The organism is Parasphingorhabdus flavimaris (assembly GCF_013371215.1).
Taxonomy (GTDB): Bacteria; Pseudomonadota; Alphaproteobacteria; order Sphingomonadales; family Sphingomonadaceae; genus Parasphingorhabdus; species Parasphingorhabdus flavimaris.
The window spans coordinates 426,587-444,807 of sequence record NZ_JABWMH010000002.1 but is presented as its reverse complement, the minus strand read 5'-3'; the positions used below and the strand labels follow the sequence as shown (position 1 = coordinate 444,807).

Sequence of the window (18,221 nt, the reverse complement as noted above, 5' to 3'; positions counted from 1 at the left end):
ACCGTCGCCGTCCAATATCGAACCGATAGACATCGTCGACGAGATGAAAACCAGCTACATGGATTATGCCATGTCGGTCATCGTCAGCCGTGCGCTGCCCGATGTCCGTGACGGCCTGAAGCCGGTTCATCGTCGTATATTATTCGCCGCCCAGGAAGGCGGCATGGTCGCCGGACGACCCTATCGCAAATGCGCGAAGATCGTCGGTGACGTGATGGGCAACTATCACCCCCATGGCGACAGCGCGATTTACATGGCGCTTGCCCGGATGACCCAGGACTGGTCGATGCGCGTGCCGCTGATCGACGGTCAGGGCAATTTCGGTTCGATGGATCCCGACATGCCCGCTTCGATGCGTTACACCGAGGCGCGGCTGAACAAGGTCGCCAATTTCCTGCTCAACGATCTCGACAAGGATACCGTCGATTTCATCCCCAATTATGACGGCAGCCTCCAGGAACCCAGCGTGCTCCCTGCCCGCTTCCCCAATCTGCTGGTTAACGGCGCCGGCGGTATCGCGGTCGGCATGGCCACCAACATCCCGCCGCATAATCTCGGCGAAGTGATCAACGCCAGCCTCGCCTATATCGAAAATCCCGGCATTACGATCGACGAGCTGATCGAGATCGTCCCCGGACCGGACTTTCCGACCGCACCGCTGATATTGGGCCAGTCCGGCGCACGCGCTGCTTACAAGGATGGCCGTGGATCGATCATGATGCGCGCTCGCCATGTGATCGAGGAAGGTCGCGGTGACAAACGCTCGATCGTCCTGACGTCGATTCCGTTCCAGGTCGGCAAATCCGGACTGGTCGAGAAGATCGCCGAAGCCGCCAAGGACAAGCGGATCGAGGGTGTCTCCGATATCCGCGACGAATCCAGCCGCGCCGGCGTCCGCGTGGTCATCGAGCTGAAGCGCGATGCAACCGCCGATGTCGTGCTCAACCAGATCTGGCGCTTCACCCCGGCCCAGTCGAGCTTCCCGGCCAACATGCTCGCCATTCGCGGCGGACGTCCCGAAGTTCTCAATCTGCGCGACATCATCGAGTCCTTCGTCAAGTTCCGCGAAGAAGTCATCACCCGCCGCACCAAGTTCGAGCTGAACAAAGCCCGTGAACGGGCGCATATCTTGCTGGGTCTGGTTGTGGCGGTTACCAATATGGACGAAGTCGTCCGGATCATTCGCGGGTCCTCGACCCCGGCTGAAGCCCGCGAATCCCTGCTGCGGCGCGAGTGGCCGATTGCCGAGATCGCCGGCTATATCCGATTGGTCGAGGCGACCGAAACCGATGTCGAAGGCGACAGCTACAAACTCTCGCAGGTTCAGGTCAAAGCGATCCTCGATCTGCGTCTGCAGAAACTGACCGCGCTCGGCCGCGAGGAAATCGGCGACGAACTGAAGGAACTGGCCACAGCGATCGAGGAATATCTCGCGATTCTCGCCGACCGCGAAAAGCTCTATGCCGTAATGCGTGAAGAGCTCGAACAGGTTCGCGACGAATTTGCGACCCCGCGCATCTCGGAAATAACCGCAGCATGGGACGGCCTCGAAGACGAGGATCTGATGGAACGGTCCGAGATGGTCGTGACCGTCACCCATGGCGGCTATATCAAGCGCACCCCGCTCGACACATTCCGTGCCCAGCGCCGCGGCGGCAAGGGCCGCGCCGGCATGACGACCAAGGACGAGGACGCAATTGTCGAATTGTTCGTGACCTCGACCCATACGCCGGTCCTGTTCTTCTCGACCCACGGCAAGGTCTATCGCCTGAAAGTCTGGAAACTGCCCGAAGGCGGACCCCAGACCAAGGGCCGCCCGATGATCAACCTGCTGCCGCTGGCCGATGGCGAGACGATCTCCACCGTATTGCCATTGCCGGAAGACGAAGCCGAATGGTCGAGCCTCCATGTCATGTTCGCCACCGCCAAAGGCGGCGTACGGCGCAACAGCATGGACAGCTTTACCAACGTACCGTCCAACGGCAAATTCGCGATGAAATTTGAGGAAGGCAACGATGATCGCCTGATTGGCGTCGAATTGCTGAGCGACAATGATGACGTCCTGCTGGCAACCAAGAATGGCAAGGCCATTCGGTTTGCCGGTGACGCGGTCCGCTCGTTCCAGAGCCGGACGTCCACCGGCGTGCGCGGCATCGCGCTCAAGGGCGACGACGAAGTGATATCGCTGTCTGTTCTGCGCGGATTTGAAGCCTCGACCGAGGAACGCGATCAATATCTGAAAGCGGCTCCCTGGAAGGATAACGAGAACGCACCCGAGCTTTCCGCCGAACGTATGGCCGAGTTCAGTGAAACGGAGGACTTCATCCTCACTGTCTGTACCAATGGCTATGGCAAGCGCTCGAGCGCCTACGAATATCGCCAGTCGGGCCGCGGTGGTCAGGGCATTCTCAATATCGACAATATCAAGCGCAACGGCACTGTTGTCGCAAGCTTCCGCGCCACCGACGACGAACAGGTCATGCTGGTCACCGACCAGGCCAAGCTGATCCGCATGAAAGTTGCGGACATGCGGGTGATCGGGCGCAACAGCTCGGGCGTCAAATTGTTCGACGTTGCGAAGGGCGAACATGTCGTCGGCGCCGCCAAGATTGACGAGGAAGAAGAATCGGAAAACGAAGCCGAAGATGCGGTGGTTGAGGAAATGGTCGAACAGGGCATTTCCGATGGTGACATAGCGACACCGGAAGCATCGGGAGATGAAGCGCCGGAAGATACAGCCGAATGATCCAATACCGTTCGTCCTGAGCCTGTCGAAGAAGCCCCTTGCAGGAAGAGGTCTCTCGATGGCGATAGGCCCTTCGACAGGCTCGGCACGAACGGAAAAACATGGAGGGGAAAGCCGATGAAGATCAGTCCATCCGGGCAAGCCTGCGGCGCCGAAGTGACCGGCATCGATCTCAGGCAGCCACTCTCGACTGACGAAGTCTCCGCCCTCAGATCCGCTTGGCTCGACCATCATGTATTGTCCTTCCCGGACCAGACGATGAACGATGACGATCTGGAACGGTTCACAAGATATTTCGGCGACTTCGGCCATGACCCGTTTTTCGACCCGATAGAAGGCCGCCGACATATTGCTGCCATCCGGCGCGATGCCGAAGAGAAAAGCCCGCTATTTGCCGAAAATTGGCACAGCGACTGGAGTTTCCAGGCGCATCCGCCAGCCGGCACCTGCCTGCTCGGGATCACCATTCCTCCCGTCGGCGGCGATACATTATTCGCCAACCAGCACGCTGCGCTCGACGCCATGCCATCCGAAATGCGCGCCCAATATGAAGGCCTGACCGCGATCCACAGCGCAGGTCTCGCCTATGCGCCGGATGGCGCCTATGGTGAAAAGGACGAGGGCCGCAGCATGGCGATCCGTCCCGACGAATCGGCCCGCGCAATCGAGACTCACCCCTTGATCCGCGAACATCCGGAGACCGGTCGCCCCGGACTGTTCAGCTGCATGGGCTATATCATCGGCTTTGAAGGCATGGCGCAAGAAGAAGCCCTGCCCTTGCTCCAGCAATTATATGCCTGGCAAAGCCGTGACGAATTTGTCTATCGCCACCAGTGGCAGAAAAATATGCTGATTATGTGGGACAATCGCTCGGTGCTGCACTGCGCGACCGGGGGTTATGACGGCCACGACCGCCTGCTGCACCGTACGACGATCGCCGCTTATCAGGCGTGAACCGGGTCTGCGCTTTCGGCTGCCAATTCGTGCCTCAGCGTCCTGACAATTCCGGTGGCGATCATGAACTGGCCGAAATAATATAGCGGCCAGATCAGCAATTCCGGAATGACACTGTTTTCCATCGGGCCCATCCGGGCGAAAATCAGCAAGTCCGAGACCAGAAACATCACCGCGCCGGCGCCAACCTGATAGCGTGAAAAGCGGCTGGTCCATGCCATGGCCGCCATGGCCGCGACTGACAGGCAATAGACTGCGACACCGGCGGCATCCGCCCGAACCGACGGCAATGCCCAGGCGATCAGCACCGACAGCGGCACGAGCATGATCGCGAATATTTTCTGGCTGAACCCCAGTTGATGGCGGCGGAAGCGGGAGTAGAAAGCAATCGCGACGAGATGTCCGGCCATGAAGGCACCGGCGCCGAGAATCAGGTCATATTCGAGCGCCATATCGCCGATCGCACCGAGGGCCATGATCGCGCCGACAATCTTTCCGTCCAGCCGATGCAGACGGACCAGCGCATAAATGGCGAGAAACCCGACGCCGGCACCTTTCCACGCCATCAGGTAGAGGCCGGGAATATTGCTATCTTTTACAAAGAAATAGCTGATCCCGAACAGCAGGCTGAGCAGCAAAAACGGTCGGGATTCGGCAAATGCGCTTTTCATCGGAATGTCATCGTCCCCTATTCTTCATCGCCTGTATCATGCAACGGGCTCGACTGCCAGATTGACATTAGAGTCTTACCACAACACTAAGGCGCCCATGACAGATGTACATATTATTGGTGGCGGACTCGCCGGGTCGGAAGCAGCATGGCAACTCGCGGAACAGGGCGTGAAAGTCCGCCTGTCCGAGATGCGGGGAAGCGGCGAAATGACGCCTGCCCACCAGACCGAAGGCCTCGCCGAACTGGTCTGCTCGAACAGCTTTCGCTCCGATGATGCGGAGAAAAACGCCGTCGGACTTTTACACCAGGAAATGCGCGACCTCAATTCGATCATCATCGGCGAAGGCGACAAGCACCGCCTGCCCGCCGGATCGGCGCTCGCCGTCGACCGCGATCATTTTTCCGAAGGCGTGACCAAGCGGCTTACGGAACATCCCAATATCGAGATTGTCCGCGAGCGCATCGACCAGCTTCCCGAAAGCGGCCTGACGATTGTCGCCACCGGACCGCTCACCGCGATGACTCTGGCGGAAAGCATCGGCGCGGCGACCGGCGAGGACTCGCTGGCCTTCTTCGATGCCATTGCCCCTATCGTCTATAAAGACAGCATCAACATGGACATCGCCTGGATGCAGTCGCGCTGGGACAAGGTCGGGCCGGAAGGCGACGGCAAGGACTATATCAACTGCCCGATGGACGAGGAGCAATATAAGGCCTTCATCCAGGGCCTGCTCGACGGCGAAAAGACCGACTTCAAACAGTGGGAAAAGGACACGCCTTATTTCGAGGGCTGCATGCCGATCGAAGTTATGGCCTCGCGCGGTCCCGAAACCCTGCGCTTCGGTCCGATGAAGCCGGTCGGTCTGACCAACAGCCATACTGGCGGCAAGGCCTATGCGGTCGTCCAGTTGCGCCAGGACAATGCGCTTGGCACGCTGTGGAATATGGTCGGATTCCAGACCAAGCTCAAATATGGCGCGCAGGCCGATCTGCTCAAGACCATTCCCGGTCTTGAAAATGCCGAATTCGCCCGGATGGGTGGCCTCCATCGCAACACGTTCATCAACGCACCCAAATTGCTCGATCCGCAATTGCGCCTCAAGAAAGCACCGCATATCCGCTTCGCCGGCCAGATCACCGGTTGCGAGGGCTATGTCGAAAGCTCCGCCGTCGGCCTGATGGTGGGCCGGATGGTCGCTGCCGAGATTCGTGGCGAGCCTTTCACCCTGCCCCCGCAGACTACTGCCTTCGGCGCCTTGCTATCGCATATCACCGGCGGTGCCGACGCCCGCGACTATCAGCCGATGAACGTCAATTTCGGACTCTTCCCGCCGTTCGAGCAGCGGGTCAAAAAGAAAGAGCGCAAGGAAGCCTATACCGCGCGAGCCCGGGAAGACTTCGCCTCCTGGCTGCAACCGCTGTCGTCAAAAGGCCTGCAAATAGCCTAGCATTTGCAGCGCGGCGGCGAGCGCTTGGGCCTCGTGCTGCGAAACTCGGTACGGGTCAGCTGACCATTGCCATTGGCGTCGGCGCCCGCAAATCGTTCGCTGGTCGAGATCGCCCACTCCTCGAACGAGAGATAATTATTGCCATCGGTGTCGAGCTTTTTGAAGGAATCGGTTCGACTGCTCATCATCTCGAGACGGGTGACAATTTCATCGCGGTTGCGGTCATAGCGATTGAACCGCCTTTCCTCACGCGACGCCTTGTAGGCACTGGGCGGTACTGGCGGGGCCGGCCCGACGAGGTCCGGATCCAGTTCGACCACCGGCAGGCTTTCGGCCTCGGCAGGTTCGGGGACCGGCGGTGCAGCCGGGATCGGCATATCCTGACCCTCCGCACCGATCCAGATGAACAGGCCGGCCGTCAGCATCAACATCATGCCGGCAGCCCCGGCGGCGAATTTCTTCATAAGCGCTATCCGCAGATCAGCGACTACCGCCCTAGCGACCAGCGATGCCGTGCCATATGATCCGCGCGGCGCTGGCCGGAGTATATAGATCGGCAGCCAGTTGCCCTTTCCTAACATCGCGGGTCATCAGCCCGCAAAGGATAGAGAGCGGTCGTCCGCTTCTGTCAAAATCCGCGCGCGCCTGCGACTTCACGATCGCCGAGCAACGCTCGAAGGCCGAGGCCCGCATTTTCGCGTCGGAACAATGCCGGGCAAAGTCCCACAAGGCCCATGCCCGGGCCAGTTCGACCTGATCTTCGGTCAGCGGCTCCGCACCGGCCAGAGCAAATCCGAAAAATCCCGTCCCCCGCGCTGTGGCATAGGTCTGGAACTGGCGATCATCCCACGGAAAGTCGTCGAGCATCACTTCCCAGCCGTCAAGCAAGGCCAGCAGCGGCTCAAGCGAGTCCCCTTTGGCCTCGAGCAGATTGATATGTTCGATCAGAGGTTCGCCAACGGGTCGCTCGGACGCGGCTTTGGTTAAAATATCCCGCCACCAGGTTAACCGCATCTGTCCAATCAAAATTTCCGACGTTGACCGGACTATTTCCGCGAATCGGGCATCGAGCGCAAACAACAGCGCATAACGGTCACGATCCGTCGATTTTGCATAGGCCGCAATCAATCTCTGGAGAGGTTCCAGCTCTTTCAACGCATCAATCATGGTGCAGCGGTTGCCAGTTTTCCCCCCGAAATCAAGGTAAAGATCGCTTTAACCAAGCCCATTGGCCAGCCGCTAACCCTTTTCCACGTAATTGACATGTTCAAATTGCGTTATTTCAGGGGGCCGGACGAAATGCTTGGCAAGAGAAACAGAAAATCCACGCGAGCCATCTTGAGGGCATTGCGATCGAACAATGCAGGTAATGTCTATGCAATGGCGGCCGCAGCATTGTTCCCGATTGTCGGCATCATTGGCGGCGGCATTGACATCGGCCGCGGCTATATGGCCCAGGCTCGTTTGCAGCAAGCATGTGACGCCGGCGTTCTGGCCGGACGACGTTCGATGTCGGGAGCGACCATGTCCTCCGCTGACGCCACTGAAGCCCGCAAATTCTTCGATTTCAACTTTCCGGAAGGCTCTTTCGATACCGACCCCTTCTTACCTGTCGACGGTAAAGCCAATCCCCGGTTCGTTGATGGTCCCGGAGACAAAACCGTCAATGGCTTCGCCGAAACCACAATAAACACGTCGCTGATGAAGATCTTCGGATACGATAAAATGCATCTGAAGGTCGATTGCTCGAGCCGCCTCGACATCGGCAATGTCGATGTGATGATGGTGCTAGACGTTACCGGTTCGATGAACTGGAAACCCGATGGCAGCAGCACCAGCAACGAGTCGCTGAAGAAAATCACCGGTCTGAAAAATGCGGTAGAGGATTTCTACAACATTCTCGGATCCGGCGGAGGCGCACAAGGCAGCCAGATCCGCTATGGCTTCATGCCCTATAATGCGATGATTAACGTGGGCGAGACCCTGTACGATGCTGATCCGTCATGGCTGGTCGGCGGCGTTGGCACGGCGGAAGAGGATGAATGGAATTACCAGACCCGAAGAGCCCATTGGAAAGTCCCCGGGACCGGCTTGAGAAGAACCTACGAACAAATCAACGTTGCAGGCGCCGACGGCAATGATCGCGATGCCTGCGAATTCAAGTTCGGGCAGAATAAATCCACGCCTCCGGTTTGGTCACCAGGCAATAGCGGATATGGGTCCGGCACGCCGCTCACCCAGAACGGCTATTACTATGAATTCAGCTTCTACAGCTATGACCGCAAAAGCAAAAATAACAAAGTTTGCAAGCGGAAGGTCGAAAGATATGATTCACCACCGGTAAAAACGACGACCTGGCAGCCGGGTGCTGTTTTTGATTTCTGGGAATATGACGAATTCGACCACGATGTTTCCAAATATGTGAAGTCGATCAAGTCATCCAACCCGTCCGCGTTGCGACCAACTCTGTACAACACTCCCACCAGCAACACGAACGGTCCAAACGACCGTTGGGATGGATGCATCGAGGAACGCGACAGCTACGCGGATATCACCGCCACGACCAATGCCATTCCGGCAAATGCCTACGATCTGGATATCGATCTTATTCCGGAATCCAAGGCAACGCGCTGGCGGCCTTACTGGACCGGTGTTGAATATCTCCGCAACGGATCGTCGGCAAGCGACTCATCATGTCCGACAGCAGGCAGACGGCTTGCGGAATATGCCAGCTATGATTCCAATCCCGGCCTCAATTCGGCAGGGAGCACGATCTATCCGGGCACTCTCAAGAGCTACATCAGTTCGCTTAGCCCGAATGGCAATACCAACCACACAATCGGTATGATTTGGGGCGCGCGCTTCCTGTCACCCACCGGTTTGTTTGCTACGGAAAACTCGAAATCCAAAAACGGATTCAATATCTCGCGTCATCTCATCTTCATGACCGATGGTGATTTGAACGTCTTTCCGAACAGATATAACGTCTATGGCTACAACCAGCTGGATGGTCGTCTGGCCCCGACGGGCACCGGCCAGTCGGACTATGAGAAAATCCAGGCCCAGCGCTTCCAGTTGATGTGCAATGCGGTCAAGGCTCAGGGCACGACGATCTGGGTAATCCAGTTCACCAACAGCAGCACGGTCCAGACGCATCTGAAAAATTGTGCGACGAGCGAAAGTCATGCCGCGGCTGCCACCAGCAACACCGCGCTACAGGACGCTTTCGGTGATATCGCGAAGACTATTGGCGGACTGAGGTTGTCGAAATGATCCGGTCAGCAATGAAAAAAGCGCGCATTCTGTCGGATGAAAACGGCGCGACCCTGGTCGAATTCGGACTTGTCGCCGGACCGTTCATCCTGATGCTCATGGGCATTATGGACCTGGGATATCGGGGCTATGTCGATACGGTGTCCAAGTCGGTTCTGCACAAGGTGGCACGCGACGCGTCGACCGGCGAGATGACGGTTGCAGAGATCAAGCAGCAGGTAAACAGTGGGCTGGAAGATCTCGTCCTCAACGACGCAGTCGTCAAGGTGAAGACCGAAAGCTATTTCGATTTTACCAATATCGGCAAACCGGAAAAGCTCACCACCGACAAGAACGGTAACGGTGAAGTGGATCCGGGCGACTGCTACATCGACAATAACAACAATGATGTGTTCGATATCGATTACGGCATCGAAGGCACTGGTGGTCCCGACGATATCGTCAGCTACACCATCGAGATCACGTCGCCACGGCTCTTCCCGCTGGCGTCGATGATGGGGATGGACGAAATCATGACCATTTCAAACAGTACGGCGGTACGAAACCAGCCATTTGGCGCGCAGGTCGATCTCGTCGAAACCTGTGTTTCAACGCTGGATTAGAGGGAGGCAAAAGAAAATGAACAATATTCTGAAAAACAATGCCTCCGCCATGATCGACAGGTTCAAGAATCTGCCGATCGTTGAAGATACCAGCGGTCTAGCACTGCTCGAATTTGCCTTTACCGCGCCGGTGATGCTGCTGATCGGCATGGCCGGGATGGAAACCGCAAATCTTGCGATCGCCCATCTCCAGGTTAGCCAGATTGCTATGCTGGTCGCAGATAATGCTTCCCGCGCGCGGGAGTCGATCGACGAGGCTGATATTCGCGAAATATTCACCGGTGCCGACCTCACCGGCGACGCGATCGATTTCTCGCCCAACGCACGGATCATACTTTCCAGTCTGGAAACCAACGGCAGAACCGGGTCCGACAAGGGACAATGGATACGCTGGCAGCGCTGTTACGGCGGCAACACGAATTTCTCATCCTCGCACGGCGCGGAAGGCGATGGCAGATATAATTCCAGTCTCAACGGCGGTATCGGCCGACCGGGCAAGAAAATATCGGCAGCCGGATCAACCGCAATCAATTTTGCGGAAGTCATATATGATTATAAACCGCTGGTTTCAGACCGGTTTTTCGGGGAGACCGTGATCCGCTATGAAAGCGCTTTCGTGGCCCGTGAGCGTGACGACCACGCGATGAAAAACGCAAGCAAGATTCCGGATAACGAGCTGTGGAAATGCAGCACCTACGCCACGATTGACAATCCGCCGAGCTAGGACATTGCCCTGCCGGCAAACAAGCCGGCGTGCCGGGCCGCTTGAGCGGGTGCTATTATCGCGTCCATTGCCGACCTAACGATAGCAGACCTTCTTCACCGCCGTGATAATCCGCGCGCTGTCGATCAGTGCCGCTTTCTCGAGATTGGCTGCATAAGGCAAAGGCACATCCTCGTTGGTCACCCGCATCACCGGGGCGTCGAGATCGTCGAAACCCTGTTCCATGCAGACGGCGATGATTTCACTGGCGATCGAGCAGGTCGGCCATCCTTCCTCTGCAACAACCAGACGATTGGTTTTCGCAAGGCTCTTGAGCACGGTCTCGGTGTCCAGCGGCCGCAAGGTGCGGAGATCGATAACCTCGGCTTCAATCCCCTCGCCCGCAAGCGTATCAGCAGCTTCCAGCGCCAGCCCGACACCGATCGAATAGCTGACGATGGTGACATCACCACCTTCGCGCATGATCCGGGCCTTGCCGATCGGCAGCGTATAATCCTCTATCTCGGGTATTTCGAACGAGCGTCCGTAGAGCAATTCATTTTCCAGAAACACCACCGGATCAGGAGTCTGTATCGCCGCTTTGAGCAAGCCCTTGGCGTCCGCTGCGTCATAAGGGGCGATGACGATCAGGCCGGGAACCGAAGCGTACCAGGGACCGTAGTTCTGGCTATGCTGCGCGCCGACGCGGGAGGCTGCACCATTGGGACCGCGGAACACGATCGGGCAACGCATCTGGCCACCGGACATATAATTGGTCTTGGCCGCCGAGTTGATGATCTGGTCGATCGCCTGCATCGCGAAGTTGAAGGTCATGAATTCGACAATCGGCTTCAGTCCGCCCATCGCCGCGCCCGCCCCAATACCGGCAAAACCATGTTCGGTGATCGGCGTGTCGATCACCCTCTTGGCGCCGAATTCGTCTAGCAGGCCCTGGGTCACCTTGTAGGCGCCCTGATATTCGGCGACTTCCTCGCCCATTACAAAGACAGTCTCGTCCTTGCGCATTTCTTCGGCCATCGCATCGCGCAGGGCTTCCCGGACGGTGATCGAGGCCATGGCAGTGCCCTCAGGAACCGACGGGTCGTCGGCCCGCGAAATCGGAGCCGGCGGTGCGGCCTCCATGATCTCGGGCTTCTCTTCTTGCGCAGGCGCAGGCTTGGCCTCTTCCCTGGCCTCACTGGCCGGAGCGGCTTCGCTTCCGGTTTCGGCTTCTTCGTCTTCACCGGTCATCTCGGCGATCACCGTGCCGACAGCGACCTCGTCGGTTCCGGCCTCGACCAGAATTTTCGAGATCACGCCTTCGTCGACGGCTTCAAATTCCATCGTCGCCTTGTCGGTTTCAATCTCCGCCAAAATATCGCCGGAGCTGACTTCGTCGCCCTCCTTGACGAACCATTTGGCCAATGTGCCTTCTTCCATCGTCGGCGACAGGGCGGGCATTTTCAGTTCGATCGCCATCAATATTGCTCCACCAGCACGTCAGTATAAAGTTCGGACAATTCCGGTTCCGGTGACTCTTCGGCGAAATCAGCCGCCTCCATCACGGTCTTCCGGACCTTCTTGTCCATCGCTTTCAGATCTTCTTCGGACACGCCCTGCTTGAGCAACGCCGCCTTCAGCCGTTCGATCGGATCGGATTTCTCGCGCACGTCCTGAACCTCGTCGCGGCTGCGATATTTCGCCGGATCGGACATCGAGTGGCCGCGATAGCGATAGGTCTTGAGTTCCATCAACACCGGACCGCCGCCGCTGCGCACATCCTTCAACGCCTCTTCGACCGCGCCGCGAACCGCCAGCACATCCATGCCGTCGACTTGCACGCCGGGAATGCGAAAGCTTTCGCCACGCCGGTAAAGCTGGTCTTCGGCGGACGAGCGGTTGACGCTGGTGCCCATGGCATATTGGTTATTCTCGATCACGAAAATCACCGGCAGCTGCCAGAGTTCCGCCATGTTGAAACTTTCGTAAACCTGCCCCTGGTTCGAAGCGCCATCACCGAAATAGGCCAGACAGACGCCGCCATCTTCCTTATATTTATGAGCGAAGGCCAGACCGGTGCCGAGCGACACCTGCGCGCCGACAATGCCGTGGCCGCCGTAGAAACCATGTTCGACCGAGAACATGTGCATCGAACCGCCCTTGCCTTTCGAAATGCCGGAGGCGCGGCCGGTCAGCTCTGCCATCACGATATTCGGGTCGATCCCGCAGGCCAGCATGTGACCGTGATCGCGATAGCCGGTAATCACGCTGTCCTTGCCGGGGCTGATCGCCGACTGCAGGCCCGTGACCACTGCTTCCTGACCAATGTACAGGTGGCAAAACCCGCCGATCAGACCGAGGCCGTAAAGCTGCCCGGCCTTCTCCTCGAAGCGCCGGATCAGCAGCATTTGCTCGTAGAATTCCAGCATTTCTGCTTTGGTCGCTCTATATATCGGGGCCTTCAAACCGCCGGTCGAATGCACGACCGGTTTTGCTTTGGCTGGGGCGCGTTTGGGCGCTTCGGTTTTCTTGGCTGGGGTGGTTTTCCGGGGAGCTTTTGCCACGCGAGCGGGATCCTTTTTTTGACTAGCAAATAGCATAGCCAAAACTGTTACGTTACCCAAGCACTTAGACTCACTGACCGGTTAAATAATCGGCCGGACCAATCGAAACTGCCCGGCGCTATTTCAGCGGAACAATGATCTCGTCAGGATGCACGACATTCAGTTTTTTGCGCATCAGTTCACTGATCAGGTCGGGATCAGCCCCGCGCGGATCAAGCAGCCGGACCCGGTTGCCCAATGCATCGCGTTCGGCTTCCAGTCTGGCCAGTTCGATCCCGCGCGTTTCCAGCTTTGCCTGATATTCGCCCCATGCCAGAACGCCGGTCGGCCCGACCACTGCATAGCCGGCGATGGCAAGCAGAGTCATCAGCGCGAAGCCCGGCCCGAGGGCAGCTTTTATCAGACCGGTGATTTTTTCGCGTTTCGCCATATAACAGCCTTGAATCAGAAAAGTGATTCGCTGGCAAGAGCCTTAATATCTATTTTTGAAGAACGGCGCCCAACCGCCTCAAAAAAACGAGGAAACAGCGCCTAACTGAAAATCGAGCGCCCGGCGTAACGAGCGACGCTTCCCAATTCTTCCTCGATCCGGATCAGCTGGTTATATTTGGCGAGCCGGTCCGACCTTGCGAGGCTGCCGGTCTTGATCTGGCCGCAGTTGGTCGCGACCGCGAGATCGGCGATGGTGGAATCTTCGGTCTCACCCGAACGATGCGACATGACCGCGGTATAGGATGCATTATGGGCCATCCGGACCGCCGCCAATGTTTCCGACAGCGTTCCGATCTGGTTGACCTTCACCAGCAGCGAATTGGCCAGGCCGTCCTTGATGCCCATCGACAGACGCTCGGGATTGGTTACGAACAGATCATCGCCAACCAGTTGCACCGTATCGCCGACCGCGTCGGTGATCAGTTTCCAGCCTTCGAAATCATCTTCCGACATGCCGTCTTCGATCGACTTGATCGGATAGTCCTTGCACAGCGCGGCAAGATAGTCGGACATTTCTGCCGGGCTGAGCACCTTGCCCTCACCGGAGATATGATATTTGCCATCGCGGAAAAATTCGGTTGCCGCGCAATCCAGCGCGAGCACGACTTCGTCACCAATCTTGAAACCGGCTTTTTCGACCGAGGCCATGATGAAGTCCAGCGCTTCGCGGGTCGACCCTAGGTTCGGTGCAAAACCGCCCTCGTCTCCGACTGCTGTGGCCAGACCTTTTTCGGACAGACCCTTTTTCAGCGTGTGGAAGATTTCCGATCCCCAGCGGACCGCTTCCGACAGGCTGTCAGCGCCAACCGGCATCACCATGAATTCCTGGAAATCGATCGGGTTGTCGGCATGTTCGCCGCCATTGATGATATTCATCATCGGCACCGGCAGGACATGGGCTGAAACGCCTCCGACATAGCGATAGAGCGGCAGACCGCGCGCGTCGGCTGCGGCTTTTGCCGCGGCCAGGCTGACACCCAATATCGCGTTGGCGCCCAGTCGCGCCTTGTTGGGCGTGCCATCGAGCGCGATCATCACCGCGTCCAGTTCTTCCTGGTCTTCCGCGTCCAGATCGGTCAGCGCTTCCTTGATCTCGCCATTAACCGCGTCGATTGCCTTCAGGACGCCCTTGCCAAGATATTTGCTCTTGTCGCCATCGCGCAATTCAACCGCTTCATAGGCACCGGTGGAAGCGCCGGACGGCACGGCGGCGCGGCCAAAGCTGCCGTCCTCCAGCAGGATATCGACCTCGACGGTCGGGTTGCCACGGCTATCGAGAATTTGACGGGCATGAAGGTCGATTATTGCGGTCATGGGAAGGCTCCGAGTGGTGTAAAACAATTGCCATGGCCTTAGAGCCACGGCGGGCTTCTTGCAATCTATTGCACCATATTTATCCGTGCCTTGCCCCTTGTTTCCAAAGCAAATCATCCCATTTCGTTTGAGTGGGAAATTCAAATGGAACAATTTCCATTTGTGACGCGTTGGCAAGGGACAAACGAGGAAGGATTACAGATCATGGCAGAAGTCAAGAAACCAGCCGTAAAGACAAGTGGAAAGACTGCGACCAGAAAAACCGCAGCAAAGAAAGACACGTCCGAGAAACGCACGGCAAAGGCGCAAAAAGCAGCGCCTCTGAAAGCCGGTGCCACCAAGGCCGCAGCTTCGACTGCAAGCTCGACCGGCGATTTCAGGGACCGCGCGATTACCAAAGCCAAATCGGCGGCCACCGCAGGCAAGGAACATACCGGCAATGCGATCGAGAATCTGAGCAGGATCATCGAGGACAGCGCCAAGACCATCGACGAGAATGTCGGCGAGAAATATGGCAATTATGCCCGTTCCGCAGCGGACACGGTTTCCTCCTTCGCCGAAAAGCTCAACGGCAAGGAAGTGGACGAAATGGTCGACGATGCTCGCGACTTTGTCCGCAAGAGCCCGGCAGTAGCCATCGGCGCAGCAGCCGTGGTCGGATTTCTGATCTCCCGTCTGGTGAAATCAGGGATGGATGATCGCGACGCATGAGTGTAGCATGAAGCCACCATATCAGCAGGTGAGCGATGTTGCAGGACAAGGATATTCCGGTTTTGGATGACGAGCGGCTTTCCGAAGAAACAGCGAGCAACGCCCGGGACGATGCCACTGGCGCGTCCGAAGCGAGGACCCTGACGTCGCAGATCAACGAACTGATCGAAGACGTCCGGGTCCTCGCCCGTGCCGAAACCGAATATTATCGCACCAAATTGTCGGTAAATCTGGCAGCAACGAAGCGCGTCCTGCTGTTGTTCGGGGTTGCGGTGGTGACCGGAATCATGGCAATCATCGCGCTGATCCTGGGACTGTTACTGGTTCTGTCACAACATGTTGGCCCCCTGGCAGCGACCGGAATCATTGTCGGGTTGACGCTGCTGGTTGCGTCGGTGACGATGGGCATGGCAATAAAACGGGCAAAGAAGCTGCCCCTTGATGAAAATAATTCGTGAGATTGAAGATGGCGAAAACCAATGACGAGATATTCAGCCTCCGCAACCTGGCCATGGACCGGGCGCAGGCACGCGAGAATCTGAAGATCGACACGGCAGCAACCAGAGAACGTCTGAAACCGTCCAGTCTCGTCTCGGAAGCCAGGAACAAGGCCACACAAAAGGTCGGCAAAGCCGGGCAAAAGGCAACCGAGGGTCTCAAGGCCCATCCGGTGATCACCGCCACCGTCGCCGCGACCGCCGCGATGATCGCGATGCGCCGGCCGATCGCCCGCCTGATTGCCAGCCAGAAGAAATCCCAGCCGGATCAAATCGAGGAATAGAATATGAGCAAGTTAACCGACAATATCGACAAAGCCCGGGCAGCATCCCGCGAACGGTTTGAAACGGCCAGGGACATCGCCAGCGAAAGCACGGTCGTAGCGCGCGAGAAAATGTCCGAAAGCAAGGCCCGTGCCGCGGCCCTGCTCGGTGACGGCCGGGAAAAAGCGGCGGAAAGCGTTGCCGCCACCAGGGAGGCCGCGAAAAAAGCAGCCGCCAGGTCGGAAGAAACCATCACCAACAGCCCGCTGACAATCGTCGCAGCCGGTGCCGCGCTCGGCGTACTGGTCGGTGCCTTGCTGCCGAAAAGCAAAACCGAAGGCAAATTTGTCGGCGGTGCCGGACGCAAGATCAACGAAACGGCAAAAACCGCCTATCAGGCGGCGAAGGACGCCAGCCGCGACCAGATTAGCGAAATGGGTCTGAGCAACGACAATTTACGAAACCAGTTCAAAGATATGTTTGGCAAAGCAATCGAGGCTGCTAAGACCGCGATGGCCGCAGCACAGGATGCGGTGAAAGAAGATAATCAGGGCAAAAAATGAACGAAGAACGCAGCAAAATTCATCTGGTCATGGGCGGACGGGTCAAGGATCCGCGCGGCATGGAATTTGTCAATCTCGACAAGATGGATCTGGTCGGGGTCTATCCCGACTATGAGGCAGCAGAGGACGCCTGGCGTTCAAAGGCCCAGATGACGGTTGACGATGCCGAGATGAAATATGTTGTCGTTCATTTGCACAAGCTGCTCGAACCGGATGTTCCGCTCGAAGTCTAGGCGCTTCGAAACCGCCATTCGAGCAAGGGCCGGGTCAACACCAGACCGGCTACAAAACCGCCGATATGCGCGAAGATCGCTATTCCCTGCAGATTGCCGCTGGTGGCAAGACCGATCATCAGCTGGATGCCGATCCATGCCAGCGTCAACCAGATGATACGGACGACATGGCCGGGAATCGGCCCGACCGGATCAACCTTGTTGCGCGCAAACAGCAGGGCATAAGCTCCCAATATCGCGGAAATGGCACCGCTCGCGCCGACCATCGGGATCATCGATCCGGGTTCGACGGCAAATTGCGCGATTGCCGCCGCATAGGCGCCCGCGACATAAAGAACAGCCATCAGCTGCGGACCCAATGCCTGTTCGACAAAGCGACCGCAGAATAGAAGCATCAGCATGTTGAAACCGATGTGCAGCAGACCGCTGTGCAGGAAGGCCGAAGACAGAGGAGTCAGCCAGGCCGGCACCAGCCAGCCATAGACGGACGTGTCGATAAATTCGCCGCTCAGGCGGATCGGAAACATCCCGCCGCGCAGAATGGCATCCTGTTCCCAGCCGAAAAGCCAGACCAGCAGAAAGATCACGACATTGGCGATGATCAGGCCGTTGGTCAGTTTTCCGGCGGGCATATTCATCTGGTCTAGATGAACTCGATCTTGTCGAGCAGGAAATATTTGTCACCCGATGGCACGGTGACCTCAATCTCTTCACCAACGCTGCGACCGATCAGGGCGCGGCCGATTGGCGAATTATAGCTGATTTTGCCGGCCTTGGCATCGGCTTCCGCCTGACCGACCAGCTGATATTTCACCGGCTTGTCATCTTCGTCGAGCAGAGTCAGGGTCGCGCCAAAGACAGCCTTGTCACCCGACAGGGTCTTGGGATCGATGACCTGGGCGCGGGACAATTTATCCTCGAGATCGCCGATCGTCGCCTCGACCTGGCCCTGACGTTCCTTGGCCGCGTGATATTCGGCATTTTCCGAAAGATCGCCGTGCGCCCGCGCGGTTTCAATCGCATCGACAATGATCGGGCGTTCCAGCTTCAAGGCCCTGAGTTCGGCCTCCATCTTGGCATGGCCTTCGGCAAGCATTGGTACTTTTTCAACAGCCATTATATTGGCCTTTCCTTACTGATACGCTGCCGATTTCGGCCGTGCAGCGTCAAAAACAGTTTTCCGG

At 57.6% G+C, this 18,221-nt stretch carries 20 protein-coding genes; 11 read left to right on the top strand and 9 right to left on the bottom strand.

Annotated features, from left to right (window positions below; translation table 11 throughout):
- Positions 1-43 precede the first annotated feature (43 nt).
- Positions 44-2,746, top strand: coding sequence for a DNA gyrase subunit A (gene gyrA, locus HUO14_RS06810; protein ID WP_217907969.1), 2,703 nt, complete (start codon positions 44-46; stop codon positions 2,744-2,746).
- 117 nt (positions 2,747-2,863) lie between these two features.
- Complete coding sequence (locus tag HUO14_RS06805; RefSeq protein WP_176279120.1) at positions 2,864-3,700, top strand: TauD/TfdA dioxygenase family protein; 837 nt, start codon at positions 2,864-2,866, stop codon at positions 3,698-3,700.
- Here HUO14_RS06805 and HUO14_RS06800 read toward each other — a convergent pair.
- On the bottom strand, positions 3,691-4,371 hold the full coding sequence (locus HUO14_RS06800; RefSeq protein ID WP_217907937.1) for a lysoplasmalogenase: 681 nt from the start codon (positions 4,369-4,371) through the stop codon (positions 3,691-3,693). The genes HUO14_RS06805 and HUO14_RS06800 overlap by 10 nt on opposite strands.
- Before the next feature lie 97 nt (positions 4,372-4,468).
- Here HUO14_RS06800 and trmFO point away from each other — a divergent pair, with 97 nt between their 5' ends.
- Positions 4,469-5,821: a methylenetetrahydrofolate--tRNA-(uracil(54)-C(5))-methyltransferase (FADH(2)-oxidizing) TrmFO gene (trmFO, locus tag HUO14_RS06795; RefSeq protein WP_176279119.1), complete on the top strand. Its 1,353-nt coding sequence runs from the start codon at positions 4,469-4,471 to the stop codon at positions 5,819-5,821.
- Here the strand turns inward: trmFO and HUO14_RS06790 are convergent.
- Together HUO14_RS06790 and HUO14_RS06785 are read right to left on the bottom strand one after the other, a co-directional pair.
- On the bottom strand, positions 5,818-6,285 hold the full coding sequence (locus HUO14_RS06790; RefSeq protein ID WP_176279118.1) for an EF-hand domain-containing protein: 468 nt from the start codon (positions 6,283-6,285) through the stop codon (positions 5,818-5,820). The two genes, trmFO and HUO14_RS06790, sit on opposite strands and share 4 nt — an antisense overlap.
- Positions 6,286-6,316: 31 nt before the next feature.
- Complete coding sequence (locus HUO14_RS06785; protein ID WP_176279117.1) at positions 6,317-6,988, bottom strand: hypothetical protein; 672 nt, start codon at positions 6,986-6,988, stop codon at positions 6,317-6,319.
- A 213-nt stretch (positions 6,989-7,201) separates the two neighbouring features.
- Here HUO14_RS06785 and HUO14_RS06780 point away from each other — a divergent pair, with 213 nt between their 5' ends.
- From HUO14_RS06780 to HUO14_RS06770, 3 genes are read left to right on the top strand one after another with little or no spacing between them, the layout of a single operon-like run.
- Positions 7,202-9,094 carry a pilus assembly protein TadG-related protein gene (locus tag HUO14_RS06780; protein ID WP_176279116.1) on the top strand — a complete coding sequence of 631 codons (1,893 nt, stop codon included), beginning with the start codon at positions 7,202-7,204 and terminating at the stop codon, positions 9,092-9,094.
- Positions 9,095-9,105: 11 nt separating this feature from the next.
- Positions 9,106-9,696, top strand: coding sequence for a TadE/TadG family type IV pilus assembly protein (locus HUO14_RS06775; RefSeq protein ID WP_176279115.1), 591 nt, complete (start codon positions 9,106-9,108; stop codon positions 9,694-9,696).
- 16 nt (positions 9,697-9,712) lie between these two features.
- Entirely contained in the window at positions 9,713-10,420 is a 708-nt protein-coding gene (locus tag HUO14_RS06770) for a TadE/TadG family type IV pilus assembly protein (RefSeq protein WP_246255348.1), read from the top strand.
- 75 nt (positions 10,421-10,495) lie between these two features.
- On the opposite strand, the gene HUO14_RS06765 is transcribed toward HUO14_RS06770, so the two are convergent.
- The 4 genes from HUO14_RS06765 to eno form a co-directional block, all read right to left on the bottom strand.
- Entirely contained in the window at positions 10,496-11,878 is a 1,383-nt protein-coding gene (locus HUO14_RS06765; RefSeq protein WP_176279114.1) for a pyruvate dehydrogenase complex E1 component subunit beta, read from the bottom strand.
- Positions 11,878-12,999 carry a pyruvate dehydrogenase (acetyl-transferring) E1 component subunit alpha gene (gene pdhA, locus HUO14_RS06760; RefSeq protein WP_176279113.1) on the bottom strand — a complete coding sequence of 374 codons (1,122 nt, stop codon included), beginning with the start codon at positions 12,997-12,999 and terminating at the stop codon, positions 11,878-11,880. Before pdhA ends, HUO14_RS06765 begins: the two co-directional genes overlap by 1 nt.
- Positions 13,000-13,081: 82 nt before the next feature.
- On the bottom strand, positions 13,082-13,393 hold the full coding sequence (locus HUO14_RS06755; RefSeq protein WP_176279112.1) for an FtsB family cell division protein: 312 nt from the start codon (positions 13,391-13,393) through the stop codon (positions 13,082-13,084).
- 101 nt (positions 13,394-13,494) lie between these two features.
- The gene (gene eno / locus HUO14_RS06750; protein WP_176279111.1) at positions 13,495-14,769 is read right to left on the bottom strand and encodes a phosphopyruvate hydratase; all 1,275 of its coding nucleotides are present in this window, start codon (positions 14,767-14,769) and stop codon (positions 13,495-13,497) included.
- 204 nt (positions 14,770-14,973) lie between these two features.
- Here eno and HUO14_RS06745 point away from each other — a divergent pair, with 204 nt between their 5' ends.
- The 5 genes from HUO14_RS06745 to HUO14_RS06725 are packed head-to-tail and all read left to right on the top strand — an operon-like array spanning position 14,974 to position 17,037.
- Positions 14,974-15,480, top strand: coding sequence for a hypothetical protein (locus HUO14_RS06745; protein ID WP_176279110.1), 507 nt, complete (start codon positions 14,974-14,976; stop codon positions 15,478-15,480).
- Positions 15,481-15,515: 35 nt separating this feature from the next.
- Positions 15,516-15,938 (top strand): phage holin family protein, encoded by a 423-nt coding sequence (locus HUO14_RS06740; RefSeq protein WP_176279109.1) that lies wholly within the window; start codon positions 15,516-15,518, stop codon positions 15,936-15,938.
- Positions 15,939-15,946: 8 nt separating this feature from the next.
- Positions 15,947-16,261 carry a hypothetical protein gene (locus HUO14_RS06735; RefSeq protein WP_176279108.1) on the top strand — a complete coding sequence of 105 codons (315 nt, stop codon included), beginning with the start codon at positions 15,947-15,949 and terminating at the stop codon, positions 16,259-16,261.
- A 3-nt stretch (positions 16,262-16,264) separates the two neighbouring features.
- Entirely contained in the window at positions 16,265-16,804 is a 540-nt protein-coding gene (locus HUO14_RS06730) for a hypothetical protein (protein ID WP_176279107.1), read from the top strand.
- The gene (locus HUO14_RS06725; RefSeq protein ID WP_176279106.1) at positions 16,801-17,037 is read left to right on the top strand and encodes a DUF4170 domain-containing protein; all 237 of its coding nucleotides are present in this window, start codon (positions 16,801-16,803) and stop codon (positions 17,035-17,037) included. Before HUO14_RS06730 ends, HUO14_RS06725 begins: the two co-directional genes overlap by 4 nt.
- Here the strand turns inward: HUO14_RS06725 and HUO14_RS06720 are convergent.
- The gene (locus tag HUO14_RS06720; RefSeq protein ID WP_176279105.1) at positions 17,034-17,675 is read right to left on the bottom strand and encodes a rhomboid family intramembrane serine protease; all 642 of its coding nucleotides are present in this window, start codon (positions 17,673-17,675) and stop codon (positions 17,034-17,036) included. The two genes, HUO14_RS06725 and HUO14_RS06720, sit on opposite strands and share 4 nt — an antisense overlap.
- A 5-nt stretch (positions 17,676-17,680) precedes the next feature.
- Complete coding sequence (gene greA / locus HUO14_RS06715) at positions 17,681-18,157, bottom strand: transcription elongation factor GreA (protein ID WP_176279517.1); 477 nt, start codon at positions 18,155-18,157, stop codon at positions 17,681-17,683.
- Between the last annotated feature and the right edge of the window lie 64 nt (positions 18,158-18,221).

Coding starts and splice junctions, on each gene's coding strand:
- HUO14_RS06730 (WP_176279107.1), top strand. CDS start 16,265: ATGAGCAAGTTAACCGACAATATCGACAAAGCCCGGGCAGCATCCCGC.
- HUO14_RS06770 (WP_246255348.1), top strand. CDS start 9,713: ATGAACAATATTCTGAAAAACAATGCCTCCGCCATGATCGACAGGTTC.
- HUO14_RS06725 (WP_176279106.1), top strand. CDS start 16,801: ATGAACGAAGAACGCAGCAAAATTCATCTGGTCATGGGCGGACGGGTC.
- trmFO (WP_176279119.1), top strand. CDS start 4,469: ATGACAGATGTACATATTATTGGTGGCGGACTCGCCGGGTCGGAAGCA.
- HUO14_RS06775 (WP_176279115.1), top strand. CDS start 9,106: ATGAAAAAAGCGCGCATTCTGTCGGATGAAAACGGCGCGACCCTGGTC.
- HUO14_RS06740 (WP_176279109.1), top strand. CDS start 15,516: ATGTTGCAGGACAAGGATATTCCGGTTTTGGATGACGAGCGGCTTTCC.
- HUO14_RS06805 (WP_176279120.1), top strand. CDS start 2,864: ATGAAGATCAGTCCATCCGGGCAAGCCTGCGGCGCCGAAGTGACCGGC.
- HUO14_RS06765 (WP_176279114.1), bottom strand. CDS start 11,878: ATGGCGATCGAACTGAAAATGCCCGCCCTGTCGCCGACGATGGAAGAA.
- HUO14_RS06735 (WP_176279108.1), top strand. CDS start 15,947: ATGGCGAAAACCAATGACGAGATATTCAGCCTCCGCAACCTGGCCATG.
- pdhA (WP_176279113.1), bottom strand. CDS start 12,999: ATGCTATTTGCTAGTCAAAAAAAGGATCCCGCTCGCGTGGCAAAAGCT.
- eno (WP_176279111.1), bottom strand. CDS start 14,769: ATGACCGCAATAATCGACCTTCATGCCCGTCAAATTCTCGATAGCCGT.
- HUO14_RS06745 (WP_176279110.1), top strand. CDS start 14,974: ATGGCAGAAGTCAAGAAACCAGCCGTAAAGACAAGTGGAAAGACTGCG.
- HUO14_RS06755 (WP_176279112.1), bottom strand. CDS start 13,393: ATGGCGAAACGCGAAAAAATCACCGGTCTGATAAAAGCTGCCCTCGGG.
- HUO14_RS06720 (WP_176279105.1), bottom strand. CDS start 17,675: ATGAATATGCCCGCCGGAAAACTGACCAACGGCCTGATCATCGCCAAT.
- gyrA (WP_217907969.1), top strand. CDS start 44: ATGAAAACCAGCTACATGGATTATGCCATGTCGGTCATCGTCAGCCGT.
- HUO14_RS06790 (WP_176279118.1), bottom strand. CDS start 6,285: ATGAAGAAATTCGCCGCCGGGGCTGCCGGCATGATGTTGATGCTGACG.
- HUO14_RS06780 (WP_176279116.1), top strand. CDS start 7,202: ATGGCGGCCGCAGCATTGTTCCCGATTGTCGGCATCATTGGCGGCGGC.
- HUO14_RS06800 (WP_217907937.1), bottom strand. CDS start 4,371: ATGAAAAGCGCATTTGCCGAATCCCGACCGTTTTTGCTGCTCAGCCTG.
- HUO14_RS06785 (WP_176279117.1), bottom strand. CDS start 6,988: ATGATTGATGCGTTGAAAGAGCTGGAACCTCTCCAGAGATTGATTGCG.